This is a genomic window from Pelosinus sp. UFO1, from assembly GCF_000725345.1.
In the GTDB taxonomy this organism is placed as follows: domain Bacteria; phylum Bacillota; class Negativicutes; order DSM-13327; family DSM-13327; genus Pelosinus.
On the sequence record NZ_CP008852.1, the window covers coordinates 327,939 to 352,535 of the forward strand.

At 41.1% G+C, this 24,597-nt stretch carries 20 protein-coding genes and 1 riboswitch; of the genes, 17 read left to right on the forward strand and 3 right to left on the reverse strand.

Features of this window, described 5'->3' with window-relative positions; translation table 11 throughout:
• The first annotated feature begins 4 nt into the window (after window positions 1-4).
• The 7 genes from allC to gltA all read left to right on the forward strand — a co-directional run bounded on the left by allC (window position 5) and on the right by gltA (window position 7,963).
• The gene (gene allC, locus UFO1_RS01380) at window positions 5-1,228 is read left to right on the forward strand and encodes an allantoate deiminase (RefSeq protein WP_038666950.1); all 1,224 of its coding nucleotides are present in this window, start codon (window positions 5-7) and stop codon (window positions 1,226-1,228) included.
• A 24-nt stretch (window positions 1,229-1,252) separates the two neighbouring features.
• Entirely contained in the window at window positions 1,253-2,533 is a 1,281-nt protein-coding gene (locus UFO1_RS01385; protein WP_038666953.1) for an MFS transporter, read from the forward strand.
• Entirely contained in the window at window positions 2,520-3,305 is a 786-nt protein-coding gene (gene allE / locus UFO1_RS01390; protein WP_038666956.1) for a (S)-ureidoglycine aminohydrolase, read from the forward strand. The genes UFO1_RS01385 and allE overlap by 14 nt, the downstream gene beginning before the upstream one ends.
• Before the next feature lie 25 nt (window positions 3,306-3,330).
• A complete protein-coding gene (arcC, locus tag UFO1_RS01395; protein WP_038666959.1) occupies window positions 3,331-4,269 on the forward strand; it encodes a carbamate kinase in 939 nt (312 codons plus the stop codon).
• Window positions 4,270-4,400: 131 nt separating this feature from the next.
• Window positions 4,401-5,627, forward strand: coding sequence for an alanine--glyoxylate aminotransferase family protein (locus UFO1_RS01400; protein ID WP_038666963.1), 1,227 nt, complete (start codon window positions 4,401-4,403; stop codon window positions 5,625-5,627).
• A gap of 96 nt (window positions 5,628-5,723) precedes the next feature.
• The gene (locus UFO1_RS01405; protein WP_038666966.1) at window positions 5,724-6,572 is read left to right on the forward strand and encodes a sulfide/dihydroorotate dehydrogenase-like FAD/NAD-binding protein; all 849 of its coding nucleotides are present in this window, start codon (window positions 5,724-5,726) and stop codon (window positions 6,570-6,572) included.
• Window positions 6,557-7,963: an NADPH-dependent glutamate synthase gene (gene gltA, locus UFO1_RS01410; RefSeq protein ID WP_038666969.1), complete on the forward strand. Its 1,407-nt coding sequence runs from the start codon at window positions 6,557-6,559 to the stop codon at window positions 7,961-7,963. The genes UFO1_RS01405 and gltA overlap by 16 nt, the downstream gene beginning before the upstream one ends.
• Window positions 7,964-8,261: 298 nt before the next feature.
• Here the strand turns inward: gltA and UFO1_RS01415 are convergent, their stop codons facing one another.
• Entirely contained in the window at window positions 8,262-9,161 is a 900-nt protein-coding gene (locus UFO1_RS01415; RefSeq protein ID WP_038666973.1) for a LysR family transcriptional regulator, read from the reverse strand.
• A 154-nt stretch (window positions 9,162-9,315) separates the two neighbouring features.
• On the opposite strand from UFO1_RS01415, the gene UFO1_RS25390 reads away from it, so the two are divergent.
• Window positions 9,316-9,474 (forward strand): hypothetical protein, encoded by a 159-nt coding sequence (locus UFO1_RS25390; RefSeq protein WP_173406202.1) that lies wholly within the window; start codon window positions 9,316-9,318, stop codon window positions 9,472-9,474.
• Window positions 9,475-9,555: 81 nt separating this feature from the next.
• Here UFO1_RS25390 and UFO1_RS01420 read toward each other — a convergent pair whose 3' ends face one another.
• On the reverse strand, window positions 9,556-9,933 hold the full coding sequence (locus tag UFO1_RS01420; protein WP_038666976.1) for a pyridoxamine 5'-phosphate oxidase family protein: 378 nt from the start codon (window positions 9,931-9,933) through the stop codon (window positions 9,556-9,558).
• 303 nt (window positions 9,934-10,236) lie between these two features.
• Here UFO1_RS01420 and UFO1_RS01425 point away from each other — a divergent pair, with 303 nt between their 5' ends.
• The 3 genes from UFO1_RS01425 (at window position 10,237) to UFO1_RS01435 (ending at window position 14,679) form a co-directional block, all read left to right on the forward strand.
• On the forward strand, window positions 10,237-11,634 hold the full coding sequence (locus tag UFO1_RS01425) for a PLP-dependent aminotransferase family protein (RefSeq protein WP_038666980.1): 1,398 nt from the start codon (window positions 10,237-10,239) through the stop codon (window positions 11,632-11,634).
• A 441-nt stretch (window positions 11,635-12,075) separates the two neighbouring features.
• The gene (gene dcuC / locus UFO1_RS01430) at window positions 12,076-13,329 is read left to right on the forward strand and encodes a C4-dicarboxylate transporter DcuC (protein WP_038666983.1); all 1,254 of its coding nucleotides are present in this window, start codon (window positions 12,076-12,078) and stop codon (window positions 13,327-13,329) included.
• Window positions 13,330-13,380: 51 nt separating this feature from the next.
• Window positions 13,381-14,679 (forward strand): CapA family protein, encoded by a 1,299-nt coding sequence (locus UFO1_RS01435; RefSeq protein ID WP_038666986.1) that lies wholly within the window; start codon window positions 13,381-13,383, stop codon window positions 14,677-14,679.
• 184 nt (window positions 14,680-14,863) lie between these two features.
• On the opposite strand, the gene UFO1_RS01440 is transcribed toward UFO1_RS01435, so the two are convergent.
• Complete coding sequence (locus UFO1_RS01440) at window positions 14,864-15,766, reverse strand: LysR family transcriptional regulator (RefSeq protein WP_038666989.1); 903 nt, start codon at window positions 15,764-15,766, stop codon at window positions 14,864-14,866.
• A 198-nt stretch (window positions 15,767-15,964) separates the two neighbouring features.
• On the opposite strand from UFO1_RS01440, the gene UFO1_RS25100 reads away from it, so the two are divergent.
• From UFO1_RS25100 to UFO1_RS01465, 6 genes are all read left to right on the forward strand, one after another.
• Window positions 15,965-16,138, forward strand: coding sequence for a hypothetical protein (locus UFO1_RS25100; RefSeq protein ID WP_158442764.1), 174 nt, complete (start codon window positions 15,965-15,967; stop codon window positions 16,136-16,138).
• Window positions 16,139-16,186: 48 nt separating this feature from the next.
• Window positions 16,187-16,951: a TSUP family transporter gene (locus UFO1_RS01445; protein ID WP_038666992.1), complete on the forward strand. Its 765-nt coding sequence runs from the start codon at window positions 16,187-16,189 to the stop codon at window positions 16,949-16,951.
• 497 nt (window positions 16,952-17,448) lie between these two features.
• Window positions 17,449-17,658, forward strand: coding sequence for a TolC family protein (locus UFO1_RS01450; protein ID WP_236639308.1), 210 nt, complete (start codon window positions 17,449-17,451; stop codon window positions 17,656-17,658).
• Window positions 17,659-17,682: 24 nt separating this feature from the next.
• The gene (locus tag UFO1_RS01455) at window positions 17,683-18,849 is read left to right on the forward strand and encodes an efflux RND transporter periplasmic adaptor subunit (RefSeq protein ID WP_038666997.1); all 1,167 of its coding nucleotides are present in this window, start codon (window positions 17,683-17,685) and stop codon (window positions 18,847-18,849) included.
• A gap of 11 nt (window positions 18,850-18,860) precedes the next feature.
• Window positions 18,861-22,016: an efflux RND transporter permease subunit gene (locus tag UFO1_RS01460; RefSeq protein ID WP_038667000.1), complete on the forward strand. Its 3,156-nt coding sequence runs from the start codon at window positions 18,861-18,863 to the stop codon at window positions 22,014-22,016.
• Window positions 22,017-22,388: 372 nt separating this feature from the next.
• Window positions 22,389-23,804, forward strand: a complete 1,416-nt coding sequence (locus UFO1_RS01465) for an alpha/beta hydrolase-fold protein (RefSeq protein ID WP_201771048.1) — start codon at window positions 22,389-22,391, stop codon at window positions 23,802-23,804.
• Between the two features lie 608 nt (window positions 23,805-24,412).
• Window positions 24,413-24,501: riboswitch (cyclic di-GMP riboswitch) on the forward strand.
• Window positions 24,502-24,597: the final 96 nt, after the last annotated feature.

Consider the following 24,597-nt stretch of genomic DNA (forward strand, 5'->3'; position numbering starts at 1 on the left):
ATATATGGACATTACGCTGAGTGAAATCCAAGAGACGATGGAGTGGTTATCTTCGATCAGTGACGATAAAGGACCGGGGACAACGCGGCTTCTATACTCACCTAGCTGGCTAAAGGCCCAAAAAGAGCTCGAAGCGCGCTTTGAAGCACTGGGGATGAAGTGCCACTTCGATGCTGTAGGCAACTTGTACGGCACCTTGGAAGGAACCGAGATGCCGGAGAAGACAATTGCTACCGGGTCTCACGTTGACACGGTCGCAAGAGGCGGTAAACTGGATGGACAACTGGGGATTTTCGGAGGATACCTTGCCGTAAAGAATTTGCTTGAAACATTCGGGAGACCTAAGAAGAGCATCCAGATTATTTCGATGGCTGAGGAAGAAGGCTCTAGGTTCCCTTATGTTTTCTGGGGCAGCAAGAACATTTTCGGTCTGGCAAAAAAAGAGGACGTTGAGACAATTAAAGATGCCAACGGAATCGGTTTTGCCCAGGCCATGCACAATTGCGGTTTCGACTTTGCCACGGGCAGCAAGGACAGAAAGGATATCGAGGCTTTTATTGAACTACACATCGAACAAGGTAATTTCCTTGAAGAAGAGAATTTCACGGTTGGTGTGGTGAATTCGATAGTGGGGCAGAAGCGCTATAATATTACACTCAAAGGCGAAGCAAACCATGCTGGCACCACCCTCATGCGTTTCCGCAAAGATACGGTTGAATGTATGGCCCGCATCGTGATCCATGCCATTGATAAAGCGAAGGCTGCGGGCGATCCGCTGGTCATCACTTTTGGTAAAGTCGTGCCAAAGCCCAATACGGTCAACGTTGTTCCAGGAGAAACCTTGTTTACAATGGATTGCCGTCATACTGATGCAAACTTCCTGCAGGAATTTACAACCGGTCTTGAGGCTGATATGAAGGAAATTGCTGGCAGTAAGGGCATTGTGATTGAATTTGACAACTGGATGAACGAGACGCCCGTATTGATGGATAAAAACGTCGTTGATATTATTGAGCGTGTCTGCAAAGATAACAAGATGAATTACAAAGTTATGCACAGCGGTGCTGGTCATGACTCTCAGATTTTTGCGACCCGGGTTCCCACAGGAATGATTTTTGTCCCGAGTATCAAGGGGATTAGTCATAATCCGGCGGAAGATACGAAAGTCGAGGATCTTCGTGAGGGAATCAAAGCGCTGGCATATACGCTCTACGAACTTGCTTATTAATACAAATAAGAAAGGATGTTTATTATGAACACACAGGCATTAACAAAATCGTATCCAGAGAACTATTGGAAACGCCTCGTATTCACGTTCTGTATGGGGTGGACCATCATCTGGATTTACAGAGCGATGCTGTCTCCAATTTACCCTGAGATTCAAAGCACAATCGGACCTCAAACGAATGCTGCCATGGGCCTTATTGCGTCATGTTATTTCTTTGGCTATACGGCGCTCCAAATTCCATCAGGTTTCTTAGTCGATAAATTTGGTCAGAAGAAAGTTCTGATTCCTGGATTTATAATCTTTGCCGCCGGTGTTTTCAGTATCGCCTCTGCGACGTCGATTACCGCGATTTATATAGGCGCTGTGCTGGCCGGTGTTGGTTGCGGCACCTATTATGGTTCAGCTTACTCTCTGACATCACAACATGTACCCGCAGAAAAGAAAGGTTTGCAAACTGCTATCGTTAACAGTGGCTCTGCACTGGGTATGATTCTCGGTATGACCGGCTCAAGCTACTTTGTTAAAACAATGGGTTTGCCATGGCAGACAATGGTTGTCGTTTCGGGCTGTCTGCTTGTCTTCCTCGTTCTGTGGTTTGTCTTTGTAATTGTTGAGCCAAGCAAAGTTGCTCCAGTTCCCGAGGCTTCTGCTAATAGAAAAGGTGAGGCAACAACTGAAGTTGTTGCGAAATCCAAAGATTCCATATTCCGTCTTTCATTAGTAAGTTGTTACTTCATGTATTTCACAACCTGCTATGCGTATTATTTGATCGTCACCTGGCTGCCAAAATTCCTTGAAGCTGAGCGCGGCATTAAAGGCGGCATGATTGGACTTATGGTATCCATGATAGCTGTTACGGCTGTCCCTGGGGCCTTGTATTTCGCCAGAATGTCTGACAAAAAGCGTGACAAGAAAGCCGATATCGTCGTTTTTCTTTCAATTGCTTCATTTATCCTGATTGCAATTTCCATGTTCGTACCAGACACCACCAGTCTTGTCATCGTCTTGCTCCTTTATGGATTCTTGGGTAAAATGGCCGTTGACCCTGTTTTGATTTCCTATGTGTCCGACCAAGCTGACAAGAAAACCATGGCTACAACACTTGGTACCTTCAATTTCTTCGGTATGTCTTCTTCTGTTGTGGCTCCGGCCCTTACAGGCTATGTCATGGATAAGACAGGTTCAGGTGTTTGGGGCTTCTACCTGGGAGCCATCCTCTTGATCATTGGTGCAATTTTCTTCTATGTAGCAAATAAGATAAACAAAAAGGGTTTAGATAAGGAGATTAGTCATGAGCTATCTTAATAATGTTGTCGGATACAGAAAAGATCTTTTAAGTAATCGATCCGTAGTCAAGAAAAACAACTATGCACTGCTTGACCCCGATGGTTTGGTCAAAAATGTCATTCCTGGTTTTGAGAATTGTGATATCACAATTCTCGGTTCCCCCAAGCTAGGTGCTAGTTTTGTCGATTATCTCGTTACCATATACGCGGATGGCAAGAACGAACTTGGCTTCGGTGCAGAGGGTGTTGAAACGCTGTTTTACTTGCTGGATGGCAGCTTGGTCGTCAAAGCCGGGGATCAGTCTTATTCCTTGCATAAGGGTGGATTTGTCTACTGTCCCCCTGGAACAAAGCTTTATTTTCATAACGAAAGCGGCGAAGTGGCCAAGGCGTTCATGTATAAGCGTGTTTACATGCGTTTGGAAGGCTTTGAACCGTATGTTGTTACAGGCAATACGGAATCTATGGAATGGACAATTTACGAAGGCATGGAAGATGTTTTGATTAAAGATTTTTTGCCCAAAGATCTGGCCTTTGACTGTAATTTTCATATCCTCAGCTTCAAACCCGGTGCTTCCCATGGCTATATTGAGACACATGTTCAGGAACACGGCGCTTACTGCCTAAGTGGACAGGGTATGTATAATCTGGATAACGACTGGATTCCTGTTCAAAAGGGCGACTACATTTTTATGAGCGCATATTCCCTGCAGGCCTGCTACGCAGTGGGTCGCGGCGAAGACTTCGCCTATGTCTATTCCAAAGATTGTAACCGTGATGTGACTCTCTAACTAGGAAGTAAAGAGGAGAAATGAAATGAACAAACAGTTAGTTATCGCTTTAGGAGGGAATGCGCTGGGCAATACTCCTGATGAACAGAAACAAGCCGTCCTGACTGCTGCTAGTCACATTGTGAGCCTTGTCAAAGATGGATATAAAATAGTTATTGTCCATGGTAACGGACCGCAAGTTGGAATGATTAATCTGGCCTTTGAACTCGCATACAAGCAAAATTCAAATGTCTCCGCCATGCCATTTGCCGAATGCTCAGCCATGAGCCAAGGATATATCGGATTTCATTTGCAAAATGCCCTGCAAAATACGTTCATGGAGCAAGGAATGACGACACATGTATCAACAGCCATCACCCAGGTCATTGTCAATCAGCATGATCCGGCTTTCCAGCACCCAACCAAACCGGTTGGCCTATTTTACTCAGAAGAGGAAGCTAAAGAGATCGGACAGGAGAGAGGCTACACCTTTGTCGAGGACTCGGGAAGAGGTTTTAGGCGCGTGGTTCCATCACCCGAGCCAGTTGATATCAAGGAAAAAGGGACGATCCGCTGCCTCATGGAAAACGGAGACGTCGTTATTGCCTGTGGAGGAGGGGGGATTCCCGTATGTCGCGAAGAAGGTATGCTTCACAGTGTTGACGCAGTGATCGACAAAGATAAAGCAGCAGCCAAACTGGCAGATGTTATCAATGCGGACACATTCGTTGTCCTGACGGCGGTGCCTCGTGTTGCCATCAATTTTGGCACACCCGACCAAAAATGGTTGGAGCGTATCACCGTTGACGAAGCCAATCGATATATTGAAGAAGGACACTTTGCCCCGGGGTCTATGCTGCCAAAAGTCGAGGCGGCTATCAAGTTCGTTAAATCCGGACCAGGCCGGGAAGCCATCATTACATCTTTGGAGAATGCGTATAAAGCGGTCACCGAAGATAATGGTACGATAATCTGTTCTGAATGAATCGAGCAGGAAAGGTGATTCAGATGTAGAATCACCTAACGATACAATCATGTAAATATGTAATCAACTGCTAAAGTGATTGTGAAAGTCAATCGCTTTAGCAGTTGTGTTATCAAAGGAGATTGAATGAGATGTATAAAGAGTTGAATACTTCAGTGTGTACACTAATGACGCCAGGTCCCGTTGAAGTTGAACCAAGAGTGCTCAGAGCCATGTGTACTTCCATATTGGGGCAGTTTGACCCTGAGTTTACCGAGCTTATGAATCAAACAATGGAAATGCTTAGAACTGTTTTTCAGACTAAGAACCATTGGGCTTTTCCTATTGATGGTACTTCAAGGGCTGGTATCGAAGCCGTTCTCTGTAGCATTATTGAACCTGGAGACCGGGTGTTAATTCCGATTTATGGCCGCTTCGGTCATTTGCTTACGGAAATCGCCGAGAGGTATGGCGCTGATGTTGCCAATATTGAAACAGATTGGGGGCAGGTCTTTGATCCTCAAGTGGTGATTCAAGAAATACGGAAAGTTAAACCGAAAATTGTGGCCATGGTCCATGGAGAAACTTCAACGGGGTGCATGCAACCATTAAAAGAAATTGGTGAAGCGTGCCGTGAATTAGATATTTTATTCGTAGTTGATGCAGTTGCCACAATTGGCGGAACAGCCGTAAAGGTTGATGAATGGAAAATTGATGCTGCCATTGGTGGTACCCAAAAGTGCTTATCTGTTCCATCTGGCATGGCACCAATTACTTTTAATTCACGGGTGGAGGCTGTATTATTGCAGCGTAAGAAAATTGAAAGAGGTTTAACAGATGCGAGTGAACCGCAAAACCAGCAAGCAAGGTTAATCCGTAGCAACTATTTTGACCTTAGTCAACTTATGGATTACTGGAGTCCGGTTCGCCTGAATCATCACACGGAAGCGACTTCCATGTTATATGCTCTGCGTGAAGGATTGCGAATTGTATTAGAGGAAGGGCTTGAAGCGAGATTCATTAGGCATAAATTACATGAAAAGGCGCTGGTTCAAGGTATTCAGGCTATGGGTCTGAAGATTTATGGTGATCCAAATTGCAAGCTTCCTGTAGTGACATCAATCACTATACCAGATGGAATCGATGGTGAATCAGTTCGCCGTATGTTACTGCAAGATTTTCAAATTGAAATTGCTAGCTCCTTTGGTCCTTTGAAAGGTAAAATTTGGAGAATTGGTTCTATGGGTTACAGTTGCAGAAAGAAAAATGTTCTTCATGTATTAGGAGCATTAGAGGCTGTACTGATTCGTCACAAAGTAAAGGTATGTGCTGGAGACGCGGTTCAAGCTGCCTTAGATATCTATCAAAAAGAAGAATAATCATACAATAGCATTGCCACAGGATGTATTTATTAGGATGAATCAATGCCTAAAATAACAATCGTTATTTAAAATCATTTTATGAGGAGGTTTCTTGTGTATAAAATTATTGTTAAGCAGCAAATAGCGCCTAGTGTCCAACTTTATGAAGTAGAGGCACCACTCATTGCTAAAAAGGCTAAACCAGGACAATTTGTTATTTTGCGTATCAATGAAGATGGAGAGCGTATTCCGCTAACAATTGCTGACTTTAATCGAGAAAAAGGCACCATTACACTGATTTTCCAAGAAGTAGGCGCATCTACGGTAGAATTGGGTCTTCTAAATGAAGGTGATTTTCTATTAGATTTAGTGGGACCTCTTGGTAAAGCAACACATATCGAAAAAATAGGTACTGTTGTATGTGTAGGTGGCGGTATCGGCATTGCACCTGTATATCCTATTGCTCGTGGCATGAAGGAAGCAGGCAATGAAGTAATTTCGATTATTGGTGCTCGCTCAGAAGATATACTGATTTATGAGCAAGAAATGGCGGCAATCAGTGATGAACTCATTATCACTACAGATGATGGTTCAAAAGGGTTAAAAGCCTTAGTCACCCAGCCTCTAAAGGAACTCTTAGATTCTGATAAAACCATAAGCCTCGTTGTGGCAATTGGACCTGTTATTATGATGAAATTTGTTGCCGAAACCACACGTCCCTACGGCGTTCCCACAGTGGTAAGTCTTAACCCAATTATGGTAGATGGAACAGGCATGTGCGGGGGTTGCCGTGTATCTGTTGGTAATGAAAATAAATTTGCTTGTGTGGATGGTCCAGAATTTGATGGGCACAAAGTAGATTTTGACATATTAATGGCTCGCCAGCGGATGTATAAACCACATGAAAAACAACATAGCGAGCATGTCGCTGGTAAGGGAGGATGCAAATGTCACTCTCACTAAAAAGACATCCAATGCCTGAGCAGGACCCCAAGGTACGGGCTAAAAATTTCGCAGAAGTAACCCTTGGTTATACAGAGGAGTTGGCCCAGTCTGAAGCAGAGCGTTGCTTACAGTGTAAAACAGCACCTTGTCGTAAGGGCTGTCCGGTAGAAATTGATATTCCTGCTTTTATTAAGCACATAAAAGAAGGGAATATGGATGCCTCCATTGCTAAAATAAAAGAAGCCAACGGTCTGCCCGCAGTATGCGGCAGAGTATGCCCTCAAGAAGAACAGTGTGAAAAATATTGCGTATTGGCAAAAAAAGGTGAATCCGTTGCCATTGGTCGGCTAGAACGCTATGTTGCAGACTATGTACGAGGCAAAGGAGAAGCTATTGCGTCATTGGAGTATGCCACTGATGCTCAAAAAGTAGCGATTATCGGTTCTGGGCCAGCTGGACTGAGTGCTGCGGGTGATTTGGCAAAAATGGGCTATAAAGTCACTGTGTTTGAAGCTCTGCACTTACCTGGGGGCGTATTAATGTATGGTATTCCAGAATTTCGTCTGCCGAAAGATGAAGTGGTGCAGGCAGAAATCAATAATTTACGCAAACTTGGCGTGGAAGTGGTTGTAAATGCTGTGATTGGCAGCACTTTTACCGTAGATGAACTGCTGGAAGAAGAAGGATTTGATGCCGTATTTATTGGCACCGGAGCTGGTCTTCCCTACTTCATGGATGTACCTGGTGAAAACCTGAATGGAGTATATTCCGCCAATGAATTCTTGACTCGTTGTAACTTGATGAAAGCCTATCGTTTTCCTCAAAGCGGTACACCTATTCATGTTGGGAAGCGCGTAGCGGTAGTCGGTGGCGGTAATGTAGCAATGGATGGTGCTAGAACAGCCCTGCGCTTGGGTGCAGAGCATGTTTCTATTGTATATCGTCGTTCGGAAAAAGAACTACCAGCTAGACTGGAAGAAATTCACCATGCCAAAGAAGAAGGCATTGATTTTCAATTGTTGACGGCTCCCACAGCTGTACTGGGTAATAAAGAAGGCTGGGTAACTGGTTTACAATGTGTTCGTATGGAACTTGGTGAACCAGATGCCTCTGGACGCCGTCGTCCCATCGAAGTACCAAATTCTGAGTTTGTACTGGATGTAGATACTATAATTATCGCGATTGGCCAAGGTCCAAATCCATTGGTGCAATCTACGACGAAGGGACTAGAAACTAATCGAAAAGGTAATATTAATGCTGATGCAGAAACTGGGGCTACTAGTAAACCAGGCGTATTTGCTGGTGGTGATATTGTGACAGGTGCAGCGACTGTTATCCTAGCCATGGGGGCGGGGAAAAAGGCGGCAGTGGCGATTGATAAGTATTTACAAGAGAAAAAGAATAAATAGCATTACCAAGGCATACATTACAATCTGAATAGCTATATAAAAGGGGCTGTGGAAATTTCAAAGCAAATTATCCCCAGTCCCTTTTATTAACTTATTTAACCTGTATTTTAAGTGATTGATTTTCACACTGTTTGCCGTCCCCTTGCCTTGTTCGGATAGATAAAAACCTTCTCCTTATTATAAAAATAAGGAGAAGGTTTTTTACGGAATCAGAAAATATAACACTTTCTTGATTCCAAGTAAGAACGACTAAGGCTTCTGCCTGCGTCCGGGGACTTGCCACAAGCCAAGTCTTTTCTTATCTGGTACGCTCATTAGATGTAAAATAATCTTCGGCAAACTGTAACCATAAACGCGCGGCGTGGGACATGAAGCGCCCTTTTTTCCAGATAATTGACATGTTGTGTATGATCTGAGGCTGTATTAATGGTACGGAGACAATACGATTAGAGTCTAGTTCCTTGCACACTTCGCTAGGCAAGAAGGCAATTCCCAAATTAGCGGCTACGATTTGCGTCATAAGCTCACGTTGAGAGGTTTCAAAAATAACGTTAGGGGAGAAACCTACATTTTTGCACTGATTGATTATTTCATCATGCAGGCTAAAATCTTCACTGTATAATACAAAGGATTCGTTAGATAATGATGCTAGCTCAATGGATGGTAACTGGCTTATGGGATTCTGAGAGGAGACAATAACGAAAAGGGGATCCTTGGTAAAGGAAAGGGAATCAACATACTGATTATCTGGCTCTATGCAGATTACGCCGATATCTAACGTTCCATCTTGAATCGCGAGTGCTACTTTTTTTGATCCATATTCAGATAGACTAATTTCGATTTGTGGATATTTCTTTTTAAATTCTCCCAACAACTCAGCAAATATGGTAGAGCTAGTAATTGGAGGGAGACCGATGAAAATCTTGCCTTTTTCCATTTTAATTTTATTTTCAAATTCAGTAGTGAGATTTTGGAACATCACCACCACTTGTTGTGCTTGATCTAAAAAGATCATACCTGCATCTGTTAATTGCACATATTTCGAGGTCCGATTAAATAAAGATGTTCCCAGTTCCACTTCCAAATCTTTTATCATCTTACTAATCGCTGATTGGGATACGTGAGTTATACTAGCGGCTTTACTAAAACTTTTTTGGCGAGCCACTTCAACAAAATATTCTAAATGTCGGATATCCATAGTAAACACCCCCAAATACAGTTTACTATCTATTTTAGTCATAGTAAAGATTACGATTATATATTTTACTTATAAGGAGATTCGATTTAGAATAAAGACAGAGAAAAAAGAGAGAGAAAGACGCTTTAAATATAGATCGAAGGGGATGTTTTTTATGATTAACCAGCAAGCATGTCAGACCAATTTTTTAGGAGGAATGAATATTATGGAAAAGGATAAAGTAAGAGTAGAAAATACAAATGCTAAGAAAACTGTAAATGTAGATATTACACAAACTAAAGAATTTTGGTCTAATTTAGCAGTAATCAGCTAATACTAGATTTGATACTTGTGAAAAAGCTCTACATTCTATATAAAATAGAATGTAGAGCTTTTTGCTTTTATAGAGCTTTTGTTATAGCATTTGTTTTGCATCTGTTACAGTGATTTCTAATACTGCGCGGATCCATGAGAATTTTTCTTTCATACGATCAAAATTTTCGCCGGATTTTACAAAACGGGTAGTTCCTTTCACTATAAAACCTGTTCCTGTTCCTTTGTAACCTTCGATTTCCCTACTGGCAATTGAAAGAATAACATGGTTTTGATTGCTAAGGTTTTTTTCGGTTTTGTTATAGCCATAAGCTGGAATTAATAGCTTGTCATCAGGAGTAACCACTATATAGCTATTCCAAGTATTAACTAAATGAGGACCATCTTCACCATTCGTCACAATACTGACAGCTCCATCTGAGGGATGAGCAAGTATGTCCAATAATTTTTCGTTAAGCATAGTTATACATCCTTTCTGTTGAATAAGTTAACGGCTTTACTTTGCCTTTGTGTAGCACAAATATTGTGCCCTCACGACAGACTGCAATGCATAATTTGAATCTAAAGCAGACAATCAGTGTGAAATATATCGGATAGCTATATTATAAAATAAAACTACCCCCGGTTATAGGTGCAATTTTTAAATAAAATATGGGGTCAGATTTTATTTAAAACTGCTTTTTATAACCTTGACACTAGGTCTTAGCATCTATATAATGGCTCTAATTAAGAGGGCTTTTAATAAATGGGTTAGGTGAGAGTAATGATTATATTAAATAGTAAGGGTCGCCAGCCGCTGCACGATAAGATCTATAACCAGATTAAAAATAAAATATTATCAGGAGAATTGCCTCCAGCTACCAAGCTTTTATCGATTAAGAATTTAGCAATTGAATTATCTGTAAGCCGCAATACGGTGGAGTATGCCTATCAACAGTTATTTGCTGAAGGGTATATACATAGCAAGCCAAGAAGTGGGTATTATGTCTCACTAATTGACCCAGAATTCCTTCCATCATCTCACTGTCAAACAGGTACATCCCCGGGACAAATTTTAGAAGAGGGAAAATCATACTCCTTTGATTTTCATCCTGCTAGTATTTCACCAGAAAGCTTCCCTGTTAACTTATGGCGTAAACTGTATGTAGATAGTTTAAAAGAAAATCCTAAACAACTTGCGTCCTATAGCAATCAACAAGGGGATACTGCATTGCGCTATGAGCTCCAAAGATATCTGGCCCGTTCTCGTGGTGTATCATGTAGCCTAGAGCAAATTGTTCTTTGTTCTGGGTTACAAGATAGTCTTTCTATTCTAGCACCAATTTTGAAAGAAAATCATTCCCAATTTGCCATTGAAGATCCTGGACATTTCATTCCAAAGTCGGTTTTTCGAAATCATTCCTTTTCTATATCTCCTGTCCCATTAAATTCGGATGGCCTTGCTATAGATTCGTTATATAACACTAAGAGCACCGTTGTATATGTAACTCCTTCTCACCAATTTCCATTAGGATATATTATGCCAGTGGCAAATAGACTAAAATTAATTGATTGGGCGAAAAACGTTGGGGGAGTTATTATTGAAGATGATTATGATAGTGAACTACGATATTACGGCAAACCAATTCCTGCGTTGCAAGGTCTACACCCAGAAGAAAACATAGTATATATAGGTACTTTTTCTAAAGTGTTATCTCCTGTACTTCGCGTAAGTTATATGGTATTACCTTACCAATTGCTTACGATATATAATAAGCTATTTGGCCATTATTCTACTTCTGTTTCCTTATTAGACCAAAGGACACTAAGCAAGTTTATGGAGCAAGGATACTGGGAACGGCATTTGCGTAAGATGCGGACCGTTTATAAAAAAAAGCATGATGCAATCATTCAATCGATTCATCAGCATTTTGGATCTCAAGCTAATATAATTGGGCAGGGAGCGGGGCTCCATGTTGTCTTAGAGCTAGTTGGTAATTCTCTTACTGAAGGGGAGCTGATTCATCGCGCTCAAGAAATAGAGGTTAGATTACACCCGCTTTCTAGTACATATCTGCATAAGAGTAGTAAGAATCCTCAAATAATGCTTGGGTTTGGTAGTATGAGTAGTAATGAAATTGATCGCGGAATTGAGTTGTTATATCAAGCCTGGTACCCCTAATAAGAAACAATTAGATCATATACCTCAAAGTAAGTATAAACTCCTTAGTTCATTTCTCATTTAGTAGTTAGATCTTTTGCAAAAGGTTCTGTAGAGTAGAAATACTTTGTAGGATTTTTGTAATTTGCTATACAATGCTAGGAGAGTATTGAAGATACTAAAGTAGCAGAAATAAATGGCAGACTTCTGATGAACAGATAGTAGAACATTACACATTTTGTTATAATAAGTTGAATTATAACAATGTATTATAAATACTGTATAATTTTGTCTAAAGATATGATATAATTATACTCAAGGCAAAGACGCTGTTTTCTTATTAGAGGAAATTCAGCGTTTTTTTCGTTTTAATTTAAGAAAAAGGGAGGGAAAAGGTTTACTTTTTTGAAGTAATAAGACGATATATGTTATGTAAATTTTTATAAAGAAGGGAATGTTGTTATGATTATTACAATTGGCATTATTATGGTATTAATTACAGTTTACTTTTTAATCAAGCGTTATGATGCGCGTTTAGTATTATTAGCTTCCGGTATTATTATGGCTTGTTTGGCGGGTACGCCGATGGCTCCCTTAAATGCTTTTGCTAAAGAAATGACCAATAGTGGGCTGATTCAAGCGGTTTGTTCCGTTATGGGGTTTGCAATGGTAATGAAGTATACAGAATGTGATAAACATTTAATTAATTTTATGGCAAATGGTCTTTCTAAAGTTCGTCCACTTTTGATTCCGGGTGTTGTTTTGGCTACTTATGCAGTCAATGTAGCACTACCAAGTGCTGCGGGAACAGCGGCGGCAGCGGGCGCGATTTTTGTACCGTTGATGATGTCGGCAGGTGTACACCCTGCTATGGCGGGAGCAGCGGTAAAATGCGGTACATACGGTAGTATGTTAAATCCGGGTTTGGCACATAACCCCTTTGTAGCCAAGATTGCCGGTGTAGACGTTATGGAAGTTATCGGATTTCATTTTAAAGCCAATATTGCGTCTTTGATTACAGCAACAATCTTGATTACACTGATTGCTTATTATAAAAATGAGCATAAAGGGTATAAAGCTGAGGGTTTCGAAGTCGAGGAATCCTTTAAGGTAAAACTTCTATATGCGTTGATGCCGATTTTTCCTATTGTAATTTTAATCTTGGGTGCAACGGCAATCGTTCCAGCATTTAAGATGGATGTTCCGCAAGCCATGATCATTGGTTCTTTGGTTGCACTGTTGGTGACGAGAAAAAATCCTGTAAAACTGAGCAATTCATTCTTCGATGGTATGGGAAAAGCATATGGTGAAATTATTGGTATCATCATTGCCGCAGGTGTATTTGTTTCCGGCTTGACAGCAATGGGACTTGTAAAAGCTTTTACAGACTCAATGTTAAATAATCCAGCAATTGTTAAGATTTGTGCAGCTGTTGGTCCATTTATTTTGGGATTGGTTGTTGGCTCTGGCGATGCGGCAACCTTTGCATTTAATCAAGCGGTTACACCACATGCCGCAGATTTTGGTATGTCCGTAGTCCAAATGGGCAGTATGGCTACACTTGGCGGTACACTAGGGCGCACAATGTCACCGATCGCTGGTGCTACAATTATCATAGCTGGTATTGCTGGTGTAAATCCAATGGAAATCGCGAAACGCAATTGCTTGCCAATGGTAGGTGCTATGGTTGTTGGTATGTTATTCTTGTTAGCGTAAAATTTGTATCCTTCATTGTGAGTAGTATTTTAAAAGAGGTGTTGAGTTGCTATGTCGAAAATTTCTATTGTGGCAACAGGAGATTCTTTTATTACACAACGTTTACCACAAGATGTTCATTTCATTAAATTGAAAAGCTACATAGAAGCACATGATGTTCGATTTACGAACTTTGAGATTTTACTACATGATTTTGAAGTGTATCCCGCTCCGACAAGCGGAGGTACATGGGCGGTTGCCCGTCCGGAAGTTTTGCAAGATATTAAACAGCTTGGTTTTAATATGATGGCATGGGCGAATAATCATACCAGCGATTGGAATATCGATGGTATCTTAACGACGATGAAACATCTTGATGAAAATAAATGTATCCATGCCGGTGTTGGTAGAAACTTGGCAGAAGCCTCGCAACCGCGATATCTTGATACCCCACAAGGAAGGGTTGCATTGATTGGTATTACTTCTACGATATCCGAATGGGGCATGGCCAGTGCACAAAGACCAGATGTGCTCGGTCGTCCGGGCGCAAATGTTCTTCGCTATCAGGCAATTCATAAGGTGCGCCCGGAGGAATTTGAAAAGTTAAGAGAAATCGTTGAACAGACGGAGGTTAATTCCAATAGAATTTTAGATGAAAAAGAAGGGTTTAAGAAGCCTGTTATTGGCGGCTATTATGTAGGCAACATCAGATTTGAACCAGGTGACGAGCCAGGGACAATAACTAAGATGAATCCCAAAGATGCTGAACGCATTATTCGATCTATACGTGAAGCCGCGCGACAGGCAGATGTTGTCTTAGTTAGTCATCATACACATGAGCGTAAGGGCTTAGAGAAAGACCGTCCGGCAGATTTTGCTCGTGATTTTGCGAAGCTATGTATTGACAGCGGCGCACATGCTTATATTGGTCACGGTCCGCATATTTGGCGTGGCATAGAAATCTATAAAAACCGTCCGATTTTTTATAGTCTTGGTGATTTTGTTTTTCAAAATGATTCGGTGGAACGGCAGCCGACTGAGTTTTATGATCTTTATGATTTGGGTGTAGAAAATACCGTGTCTGATGGACTGGATGCTCGCAGTGCCAATGAAACAAGAGGACTGGTTGTAGATCAGAAAGTATATGAATCGGCAATGGTTTCTTTTGCTGTGACGGATGGGGAAATTGATGAAATTACGCTAAGCCCGCTTTCGCTGGGGTTTGAATATGGTAGGGCACGGCGCGGTCGTCCGCAATTTTCCGATGAGGAAAATGGAGAACGAATTTTGCGTGATATTGGTGATTTATCAAAAGAATTTGGCACAAAAATTACGATAAAAGATGGTATAGGGACGATTGAGTTGAAATAAATATAGATAATATAAGACCAGCATTTTTGGTGCTGGTCTTATATTATTTATGAGGATAGATACGGAAAGAAGCTATTTGTTATTGACAAGCTTTCTTGTTAAATTCGGTAATTGCATTTTGTTTATGATATCAGAGAATAACAGCACAAATCCTGCTAGCTTAATAGTAAGACTAGCAGGATTTTCATTTATATTTTGTTAAGTAATTAATTTCTGTGAGGAGCTCTGAAGCAAAGGTCTCAAAAATGGTTAGTGCTTTTTCCGTGCTGGATTTAACAAATTTATGGGTAACCTTATAACATATTCGATCAGGCGGAGGATCAAGTAATTTTTGAATGGTATACTTGTTGGTTGCTGTTGTGGCTTGCGCGATTGACAAGGGAACAATTGCCCACTGCCCAGGTGTTCGTAGTAGGGGCAGAACCATTGGACCGTTACTGACTTGAATATGCGTTGACTGAAGAGGATTCCACCATTTGTTATGCCAGAGTTGATAGGCTGGAAACCAGTTATGGTACAATTCATCACTTGGATTTAGTTGCTGCGGATGAATGCTTGGAACAGAAATGTTCTCTGGTAAGGCTAAACGAATAAGGACCATCGGCTCTGCAAAGAATGGAGAAACTTCAATATTGTTTATGATCCTCTCGTGCAAGACAAAAGCAATATCAACTGCTCGTTGTTCAACTAAGGAATAAAGATCAGTGGAATTTTGAGTAACAATGTGTAAGCGCATGGTTGGATGCTGATGGATTATTTGCTCATAAATATTAGGTAATAAATAAGTGTTTACACTATCAACGGCTCCAATTGATAAAGACAGACTAGTACGTGATTTTAATGATTGGGTTTCTAACAATAAATGAACCCATTTTTCGGCAATTAGAATGAAATCTTCACCTGCGGGAGTAAGTGTAATGGTTTTTAATCCTTTTCGTCGTTGAATAAGAACTAGGTCAAGTTCTTGTTCAAGATTTTTGAGGCGGTGACTCACCGCAGATTGGGATAAATGAAGAATTTCAGCAGCCTTTGTTAAACTCTGATTAGAGACAACTGCTAAGAATGCTTGAATATCATCAATATTCATTATTGATTACTCCTCATATCTAAATATAAAAAAAATGCATATTATTAATGTATTTCATTTGTTTTACTTTAAGTATAAGTACTGTCTATAATTAACTCAAGAGCAATTAACGAATAAATAATGCAGAAAGATTTGCAATGACACTATTAAATCAGTATGGGCTTATTATTCTACTGACAAACAAAGGAGGTACGAACAGTGCGAGCTTGCAGTTTTGTATGTAGTGTCGCTGTAGTATTTTTATGCATTGATCAGTTTTACAGCGGGCTTAATTGGGGACGACTTTTTATCGGTGGTTTTGTGGTTGTTGCTATATGGACAGACTGTGAATGTTGGTTACGTTATAAGATAAGACATAGAAGACATGGTTAATAAAAAAGTAGAAGTATTTGCGATTGGTAAAATAGGAGGACAATAGTTGTGGATCATATTAGTATGGAAATGCTTAGTTTTTTATTGGGAGTAGGTTTTGTTGCTGCTTTTATAGACTCTGTTGTTGGCGGCGGAGGTTTAATCTCCATGCCAGCATTGTTGATGACAGGATTGCCTCCTAGCGTTGTATTGGGGACTAATAAATTAGCTTCGATATGTTGTTCTAGTACGAGCAGCATATCATTCTTGCGCTCAGGGAAGATGGATCTTGGATTAGTTAAATATCTTTTCCCGTTGTCTCTAATTGGATCCATATTGGGAGCATATACGGTAAAGCTAATTCCCTCCGAATCTTTAAAGCCGCTAGTGGTAGTCATGCTAATTCTGGTAGCAATTTATACGGTTTTTAAGAAGGATTGGGGAGATGAGTCTACTTATAAAGGTATTAATAAAAGAGCTGGTGTCTTAGGAGGTTGTGCTGCTTTTATTTTGGGCTTTTATGACGGCTTTTTCGGTCCAGGAGCAGGAACATTTTTAATTTTTGTATTTTTGACCCTTGGTTTTGATTTTGTGGTAGCCGCTGGAAATGCCAAGGCACTCAATTTAGCGAGTAACCTGGGTGCGGTTGCAATATTTATGTTAGGCAGTTCAGTCAATTATATTTATGGCTTTAGTATGGGCATTGCGATGATTATTGGTGCTATCGCGGGTTCAAGGTTTGCTATTGCCAAAGGTGCTACTTATGTTAAACCACTATTTATTTTGGTGACAACGTTATTAATAGGGAAGCAATTATTAGATATTTTACATTGAGAATAGAGCTAATGCGCCTTTTTCTGCACCGTTTCACCCGATATGGAGAGCCGTATCATCTTTAACGGCGAAAGATAGCCTTAACCTTTGCGAAATGCAGGGTTGAGGCTTTTTTTAAGCTATTTAAAACGGAATTTGTATTTGGAAGAAACTTTGATAGTTTACCCAGTTGCTTCGTGAGCTAGCCCAATCGCTGGCCCATTTCCGGCAATTGATCTTATAAAAACTGTCCGACTAAGTGTTGACAATCTACTTTAAGAAGATAGAAAAATTTTTTTAACCTAATTTTAATCTTTGATTAATCATGGTTTAATCTGGAACTGATATTCTTTTAAGTATTAACGGTTGTGTGCTTCATATATCTTGGTGCTATTAACCTAAGATAATGAAAAACGGGTTCATATTTATTCCTGTTGTACTTGTTATTTTTTAAAACTAATTTAATAAGAAGCAAATTCAGTTTCTTTTCTCAGGTACTGAAGGTTAGATTCTTTTTTTTGGATACCACCAAGGTGTCGGTGGAGCAGGCTGAAGAAAGTTTAATGATTCAAAAAGCCAGCTATGAGGTCGGAATTGGCACCAACCTTGACCTGCGTGATGCGGTAGTGGCGCTGGATACTGCCAAAAAGAATTATATTCAGGCATTGTATAGTTATAATACAAACAAGGTAAAACTGGAACAGGTCATGGGTTTGCCAGTGAAATAGTAAGGAAAGCAGGAGGGATGGTAATTGAGTATCAAGGGTTCGAAGAAACTGTATGTTGGCTTGATTTTTGCAGTTGTTTTACTTAGCGGTGTTGTTATGCGCAGTGGAGTTTTGTCTAAAACCCAGGTAAATAATGTAAACCAGGCTATAGCGGTAAAAGCCATGCAGGTAGTAACGAGGGATACGCCTATCAACATTGAATTTGTTGGACAGGTAAAAGCCAAAAGCGAAGTAAAAATCATGTCAAAGGTATCAGGTAACATTATTGCTAAGATGGTAAATGGCGGCGATACCGTCTATAAAGGTCAGCCATTGTTTCAAATTGATAATAAACAATATCGGTCAGCGATTAATTCGGCCAGAGCTACCATAAATAAATCGCAAGCGACTCTCAACAATACGCAGAAAGATGTGGAACGTTATCAGCGATTGGCGGAGATAAAAGGGGTTGCCCAGCAAACGGTAGATGCGTATGTATCCCAGGCTGAACAAGAAGCCGCGACAGTCGAAGTCAACCGGGCCGATCTGCAACAAGCCATTGAGAATGAACAGGATACTTTAATTGTTTCGCCAGTTGATGGCCGCATTGATGTGAATGATGTAAGTCTTGGTTATTATGTGGCAGCCAGCTCGACAACAATGGCTACCGTATCCTCAATAGATCCGGTTTGGGTGCAGTTTAGCATGAGTGAAAATGAGTATCTAAAATTCATTCGCAGCGGCAATGGTTCACTTCCCGCCTATTTTAAGGATCATCTAAAACTTGTTCTTAGCGACGGCAAGGAATATCCGTTCATAGGACATGTAGAGCAAATCGACAGAGGAATGAGCGATACGACTGGCACTATTACAATTAAAGCCAGTTTTGATAATCCGCAAAAATTTCTGTTGCCGGGGATGTTTGCCCGGGTAGTTGCGCAAGAAATCGTGCGGCAAGGAGCTTTACTGATTCCGCAAAAGGCAGTTAAGCAAGTGCTGGATAATACCTTTGTTACCGTCGTGACCGTAGATAATAAAGCAGAGAGCAGGCAGGTAAAATTAGGAGATAAAATTGGTGATATGTGGCTGGTTGAAGAGGGGCTCAGCGCCAATGAACGTGTCATTGTCGAAGGGATTGACAAGGCAAAACAAGGAAGTTCACTGCAAGTAACAATGTTAGAACCGGATGCGCTGACTCCGGCCAAACAATAGGGGGCGCTTATATGGCTAATTTCTTTATTAACCGTCCTATTTTCGCCATCGTTTTGTCAATTATCATTACTTTACTGGGTTCGGTTGCCGCGTTCACCCTGCCGGTAGCGCAGTACCCCAAAATATCGCCGCCGACAATTTCGGTAAGCACCACATACCAGGGCGCGAATGCGGATGTTGTTGATCAGACAGTTGCCCAGGTTATTGAAGAACAGGTCAATGGAGTCGAAGATATGGTTAGTATGTCTTCCAACAGTACCGATTCCGGTTCCTATTCACTTAGAATTCAGTTTGAGACAGACAAAAATTCTGATACGGCTGCCGTGCAAGCACAGAGCCGGGTGGCGCAGGCCAACGCCTCGTTGCCAGGTACGGTACAAACAGCCGGGGTAACTACCCGTAAATCATCACAAGATACGTCGTTGATTTTTAATCTCTGGTCACCGAGTGACAGCTTTGATCGTAATTTCTTAAAAAACTACGGCAGTATTTATCTTATTGATGATATCAAACGGGTTAAAGGTGTTGGCGAAGTAGATGAATTCGGTTCAAACTACAGTATGCGGATTTGGCTGCAACCGGAAAAGATGGCACAACTCGGCATTTCAGTCGATGAAGTGACCTCTGCAATTGAAACGCAGAATGTCCAGGCTGCCGCCGGCACTTTTGGTAAAATGCCTGTGGCATCTGAACAGCAATTTCAGTATACGGCCAGAGTAAAAGGTCGCCTCACTGATGCGAAAGAGTTTGAGAATATCATTGTGCGTTCAAAATCAGATGGATCCTTTGTCAGGATTAAGGATATTGCCCGGGTGGAACTCGGCAGCAAGGATTATGATGCTGGTGGTGCCTTTCTAAACGGTCATTTATCCACCGGGTTTGGCGTTAAATTAACAAGTGATGCCAATTCCCTAGAGACTATTAGTAATGTAAAAGCAGTAATTGAAAACGCATCGAAGAATTTCCCAGGAGATATGCAGTATAATATTACTGTTGATAGTACCGAATTCGTACGCGAGTCTATGAAGGAAGTCGTTAAAACCTTTGCCGAAGCATTGTTATTAGTGGTCATTGTGGTATTTGTATTTTTGCAAAGCTGGCGAGCTACGTTGATTCCCTTGCTGGCAATTCCTGTATCTTTATTGGGTACTTTTGGCGCTTTTAGTGTATTAGGTTTTACCATCAATACGCTTACTCTGTTTGCGCTGGTGCTGGCGATCGGTCTGGTTGTTGATGACGCCATTGTCGTTATTGAAGCGGTCGAACATCATATGCGCTATTCAGGGCTTTCGCCGCTCACGGCTACTAAACGGGCCATGAGTGAAGTATCCGGCCCGGTTGTTGCCATTGCCTTTGTCTTGGCGTCGGTATTTATTCCGGTTGCGTTTTTAAGCGGTACTACGGGAATTTTATATAAACAATTTGCGTTAACCATCGTGGTTTCAATGGCTTTGTCAGCCATTGTTGCTTTGTCACTTACACCGGCCCTGTGCGTGATGCTACTTAAACCCCATGAAGAACAGGAGCACCCCGGTGTGTTGGCGCGTTTTTTTAGCCAATTCAATAATTGGTTTGAAAACAATCTGGCGCGGTATGGCAATGGACTAGGCAGGATTATTCCTAAAGCCCGCCTGTGCCTGGTTCTGCTTATCGTGTTACTCATCCTGACTGGGGGATTATATAAACTGGTGCCATCCTCCTTTGTACCTGATGAAGACCAGGGCTATTATATGACGTCTATTACTTTACCTGAGGCATCCAGTTTGAACAGAACAATTGATGTTATGCGGCAATTTACCGAAAAAGTAAGTGCGCAGCCTGGGGTTAAAAATATCATGTTGATGCCAAGCAGGGATATACTGGGTGGAGGCTCAAAGCCTAATGCCGGAGCCATGTCTATTTCTCTGGATTCTTGGGATAAGCGGCAAAAACCCGAATTACAGCTAAAAGACGAAATAAAACAGACAATCATGGATGGAGCTCAGTATCCGGAAGGCACAGTAATTTCATTTGCTCCCCCGAGCTTACCGGGATTGGGAACGGTTGGCGGCTTTACCCTGATGTTGCAAGATCGGAGTGGTGGTTCACTGAATGATTTGGACAGCATGGCCCAAAAAGTCGTGACGGCCGCAAAAGAGCGTCCGGAGATTGCCTCGATATCGTCAAACTTTAAAGCCAATACTCCAAGCTATGAATTTGAGGTAGACCGTGAAAAGGCTGAACAACTGGGAGTGGCTGTTAATGATGTATTTACGGCATTGCAAGTATTCCTTGGTGGCAGCCAGGTTAACGATTTTAATAAATTTGGTCGATCCTATAAAGTTATCGTGCAAGCAGAAAACACATTCCGTGGTGATGTGGATGCAACCCGTTTTCTTTATGTAAAAAGTTCCAATAACGTGATGGTTCCGTTAAACACACTACTTAAACCCAAGCAGATTAATGCGCCAACTATTATTACCCGGTATAATGGGGTTAAGGCTGTTCAAATCAACGGCAGACAGGCAGACGGGTACAGCTCCGGCCAAGCTATGGCTGCACTCGAAGAGGTGGCACAGCAAACTTTATCTGAGGGTTATACCTATGAGTGGTCGGGGCAAAGCCGTGAGGAAAAGCTTGCCGGCTCGCGTACGGCGCTTGCTTTCGGGCTGGCGATTGTGTTTGTCTTTTTGTGTTTGGCTGCTTTGTATGAAAGCTGGAGTGTTCCCTTTGCGGTATTGCTTTCGGTACCAACCGGTGTTTTTGGAGCCTTCCTGTTCCAGTATGTGTGCAATTTGGAAAATAGTGTATATATGCAAATTGGGTTAGTTATGCTTATTGGCCTGGCTGCCAAAAATGCTATCCTCATTGTTGAGTTTGGCAAAGTCAGAGTTGATAGTGGCATGAAGCCGGTACAGGCTGCTATTGAAGCGGCGAAAACCCGTTTGCGGCCGATTCTTATGACCTCATTGGCATTTATTATCGGTTGCTTGCCTTTAGTTATGGCAACAGGCGCCGGCGCCGCGGCCAGAAATTCCATGGGAACAGCCGTTGTTGGTGGTATGCTTGCAGCAACTTCAATTGGAATATTTCTAATTCCTGTTCTCTTTGTTGTAGTGGAGAATATTGCAGAAAAGATTGCTGGCTGGCGTGAGTCCAGGAAAAAGGCTGTAACTTTAGAGAAATGATCTGGGAAATTATGATAAATCATAAATTTTAAATGCATTCAAAAAAACTGTGTAACCCTTCAAAGCAATAAAAGGCCCATGTTATACTATTTAAGATTAGAAAAAAAGCAGTGTAGATTGCAATAAAGAATGCAACACTTTGAGAAAAACGGAGTAAAGCTGGAAAAGTGACTTAAGGGCCAATAAGTAAGCGAGTGGCCGCATGTGACCGGAATTGGTGGCCGAATCAAACCGGAATATGCAGTAGATTCCTGGTTACATATTTTTTGTAGTTGCCTGTAATTTCAAAATCATAGTTGTAAAATAAAAAAAAGCTCGGTTACAACGGGTTCTTACCATTGCCACCGAGCTTGTGAACGGAGTAGTTTATAAATGAAAAGAATAGTATCAACCTTAATAGCATTTCTAATGCTTGTGATGACAATGAATTCATTAACATTTGCAGCAGAGGGCGTGGATGTACAAATAACTGATGCTTTGGGGAACAAACAAATGACGATAGAAAATATGAAGCATAAGCATATTAAAAGTGTCACAGCAATCAATGAGGTATTTGGGGATGGACAAAAGGTAAGCGCTGTAGCAGTGGAATACGATAGCGCCATAGACACCTCTAAGCTAAAGGCCTCAGACTTCACGGTTGAAGACAAGAATGTTACGAAGGTATATGCCAATACTGCGGCGGAAAAAGCATATAAGGGCGTAAACGGTCAATATGTCATTGTTGAGCTTGATACAACTATTACACCTGATACAGGATATGGTGGTGGCAATGGAGCAAGCAATGATGCCAATGGAGCTGGTAACGGCCAAAATGGCAATGCCGAGCAGGGTGCTTCTCAGGGGGGGAATCGGCCCCCTGGCAACGGTGGTCCAACCTTAGGCTTCGTAGCAACTGATTCAGCCGAAAGCAAACCATTGACAGTCAATGTAACACAGAGCGGCGACATCGCAACTGTGGGAGGTCAAACCTACAAGGCGGATTCCAAGGTGATGACAAACAGTAAGGACATTAATTTAGTGGTGGATGACTTCAAGAAACTTGTTTATACAGATCCAAACTACAACAATGAAAAATTGATGTACAATCTATATGTGCCAAAAAATTACGATCCGTCTAAGAAGTATCCGTTGGTATTATTTATGCATGATGCAGGTGTTGTTAGCAACAACCCTACAAATACATTAACTCAGGGCTTAGGAGCTGTTGTCTGGGCAGAACCATCTGAACAAGCAAAGAACGAATGCTTTGTACTCGCCCCACAGTATACTAGTATTATTGCTGATGACACTTCTCAGACTACTGAACAAATGGATATCACAGTGGATCTTGTAAAAGATTTAGAAAAGCAGTACAGCATAGATTCCAACCGTCTATATAACACTGGTCAATCAATGGGAGGAATGACTTCTATTGCTATGGAGATCAAGTATCCTGACATGTTTGCAGCATCACTATTGGTTGCTTGTCAGTGGGATGTGAACAAGGTAACTCCAATGGTAAAGAAAAACTTATGGATCGTTGTATCTGAGGGTGATAACAAGGCTAACCCAGGCATGGATTCCATCACTGAAGCTTTGAAGAAGCAGGGTGCTACTGTCAGCAAGGCAACTTGGTCTGCGGAATCCAGTGCGGCGGAATTCGCAACTGATGTGAGTAATATGCTTGCCGCAGGCAGTAACATCTATTATACGGTCTTCAAGAACGGCAACCATCGGTATACCTGGCAGTACGCCTATACGATTGAAGGTGTTAGAGACTGGTTGTTTAAACAGGTGAAACAATAAATTTCAACAAACTCGCAACAAATTGTCATAACAGAATGGGGTTCCGAAAATCATAAAGCAGCCATAATAGTCAATCAGATTTTTGTCCACCAATACAAGATAATATGAAATGAATAGAAAGCAATTATATAGAAGAAAGCTATTGAAATTTACGCAGTTTGCATGTATTAAAGCCTGTTGTTTTTAATAAAACTATAGCCTAAAAACTCTAAGCCGTGTGTCGAGCGTTCGAATCGCCCCAGGCGCACCATATGAAATCAAGGGTTCTAGCTTTCTTGCTAGAGCCTTTTTTGTTGTTGTTCACCAATAGAAAGTATTTTGTTGTTGGTGGATAACAACAATCACGGGGAAGGCATACCGTGTGAAAAGCAATCTCATTTTTTCACTGTAAATCCTCATGACTTCAGCCTGTACCAATAAAATATGATTTAATTGATTCAAAAGTTTTACAAATAAGAAAATCAGTACTTGTATGTAAGTACGATTCTAAAACAAAAGAATTTTCTAAATGAAGTTTATTAAATTATAATTTAATTTTATTGACAACATAATAATAATATAGTTTAATAATGGTAATGATGTTACAAAAAATGACATTTTTTTTTACACATAAAATTAGGCAAACTTACTGAAAGGTGAGGGCGCAAAGCCATGGGTCTAAGGACTGTAGGAAGTCTATGATTGCCAGGTTACCATTTCGTAAGAAATGATGTTAAACCAGACAATCTGTCTGGTTTTTTGTTTTTTACAAGTAGTACATGCTGGTTGTATTTTAGTAAGTTAGTAGAAAAAA

Coding starts and splice junctions, on each gene's coding strand:
- allC (WP_038666950.1), top strand. CDS start 5: ATGGACATTACGCTGAGTGAAATCCAAGAGACGATGGAGTGGTTATCT.
- arcC (WP_038666959.1), top strand. CDS start 3,331: ATGAACAAACAGTTAGTTATCGCTTTAGGAGGGAATGCGCTGGGCAAT.
- UFO1_RS01465 (WP_201771048.1), top strand. CDS start 22,389: ATGAAAAGAATAGTATCAACCTTAATAGCATTTCTAATGCTTGTGATG.
- UFO1_RS01440 (WP_038666989.1), bottom strand. CDS start 15,766: ATGAATATTGATGATATTCAAGCATTCTTAGCAGTTGTCTCTAATCAG.
- allE (WP_038666956.1), top strand. CDS start 2,520: ATGAGCTATCTTAATAATGTTGTCGGATACAGAAAAGATCTTTTAAGT.
- UFO1_RS01385 (WP_038666953.1), top strand. CDS start 1,253: ATGAACACACAGGCATTAACAAAATCGTATCCAGAGAACTATTGGAAA.
- UFO1_RS25390 (WP_173406202.1), top strand. CDS start 9,316: ATGATTAACCAGCAAGCATGTCAGACCAATTTTTTAGGAGGAATGAAT.
- gltA (WP_038666969.1), top strand. CDS start 6,557: ATGTCACTCTCACTAAAAAGACATCCAATGCCTGAGCAGGACCCCAAG.
- UFO1_RS01400 (WP_038666963.1), top strand. CDS start 4,401: ATGTATAAAGAGTTGAATACTTCAGTGTGTACACTAATGACGCCAGGT.
- UFO1_RS01460 (WP_038667000.1), top strand. CDS start 18,861: ATGGCTAATTTCTTTATTAACCGTCCTATTTTCGCCATCGTTTTGTCA.
- UFO1_RS01425 (WP_038666980.1), top strand. CDS start 10,237: ATGATTATATTAAATAGTAAGGGTCGCCAGCCGCTGCACGATAAGATC.
- dcuC (WP_038666983.1), top strand. CDS start 12,076: ATGATTATTACAATTGGCATTATTATGGTATTAATTACAGTTTACTTT.
- UFO1_RS01435 (WP_038666986.1), top strand. CDS start 13,381: ATGTCGAAAATTTCTATTGTGGCAACAGGAGATTCTTTTATTACACAA.
- UFO1_RS01415 (WP_038666973.1), bottom strand. CDS start 9,161: ATGGATATCCGACATTTAGAATATTTTGTTGAAGTGGCTCGCCAAAAA.
- UFO1_RS01420 (WP_038666976.1), bottom strand. CDS start 9,933: ATGCTTAACGAAAAATTATTGGACATACTTGCTCATCCCTCAGATGGA.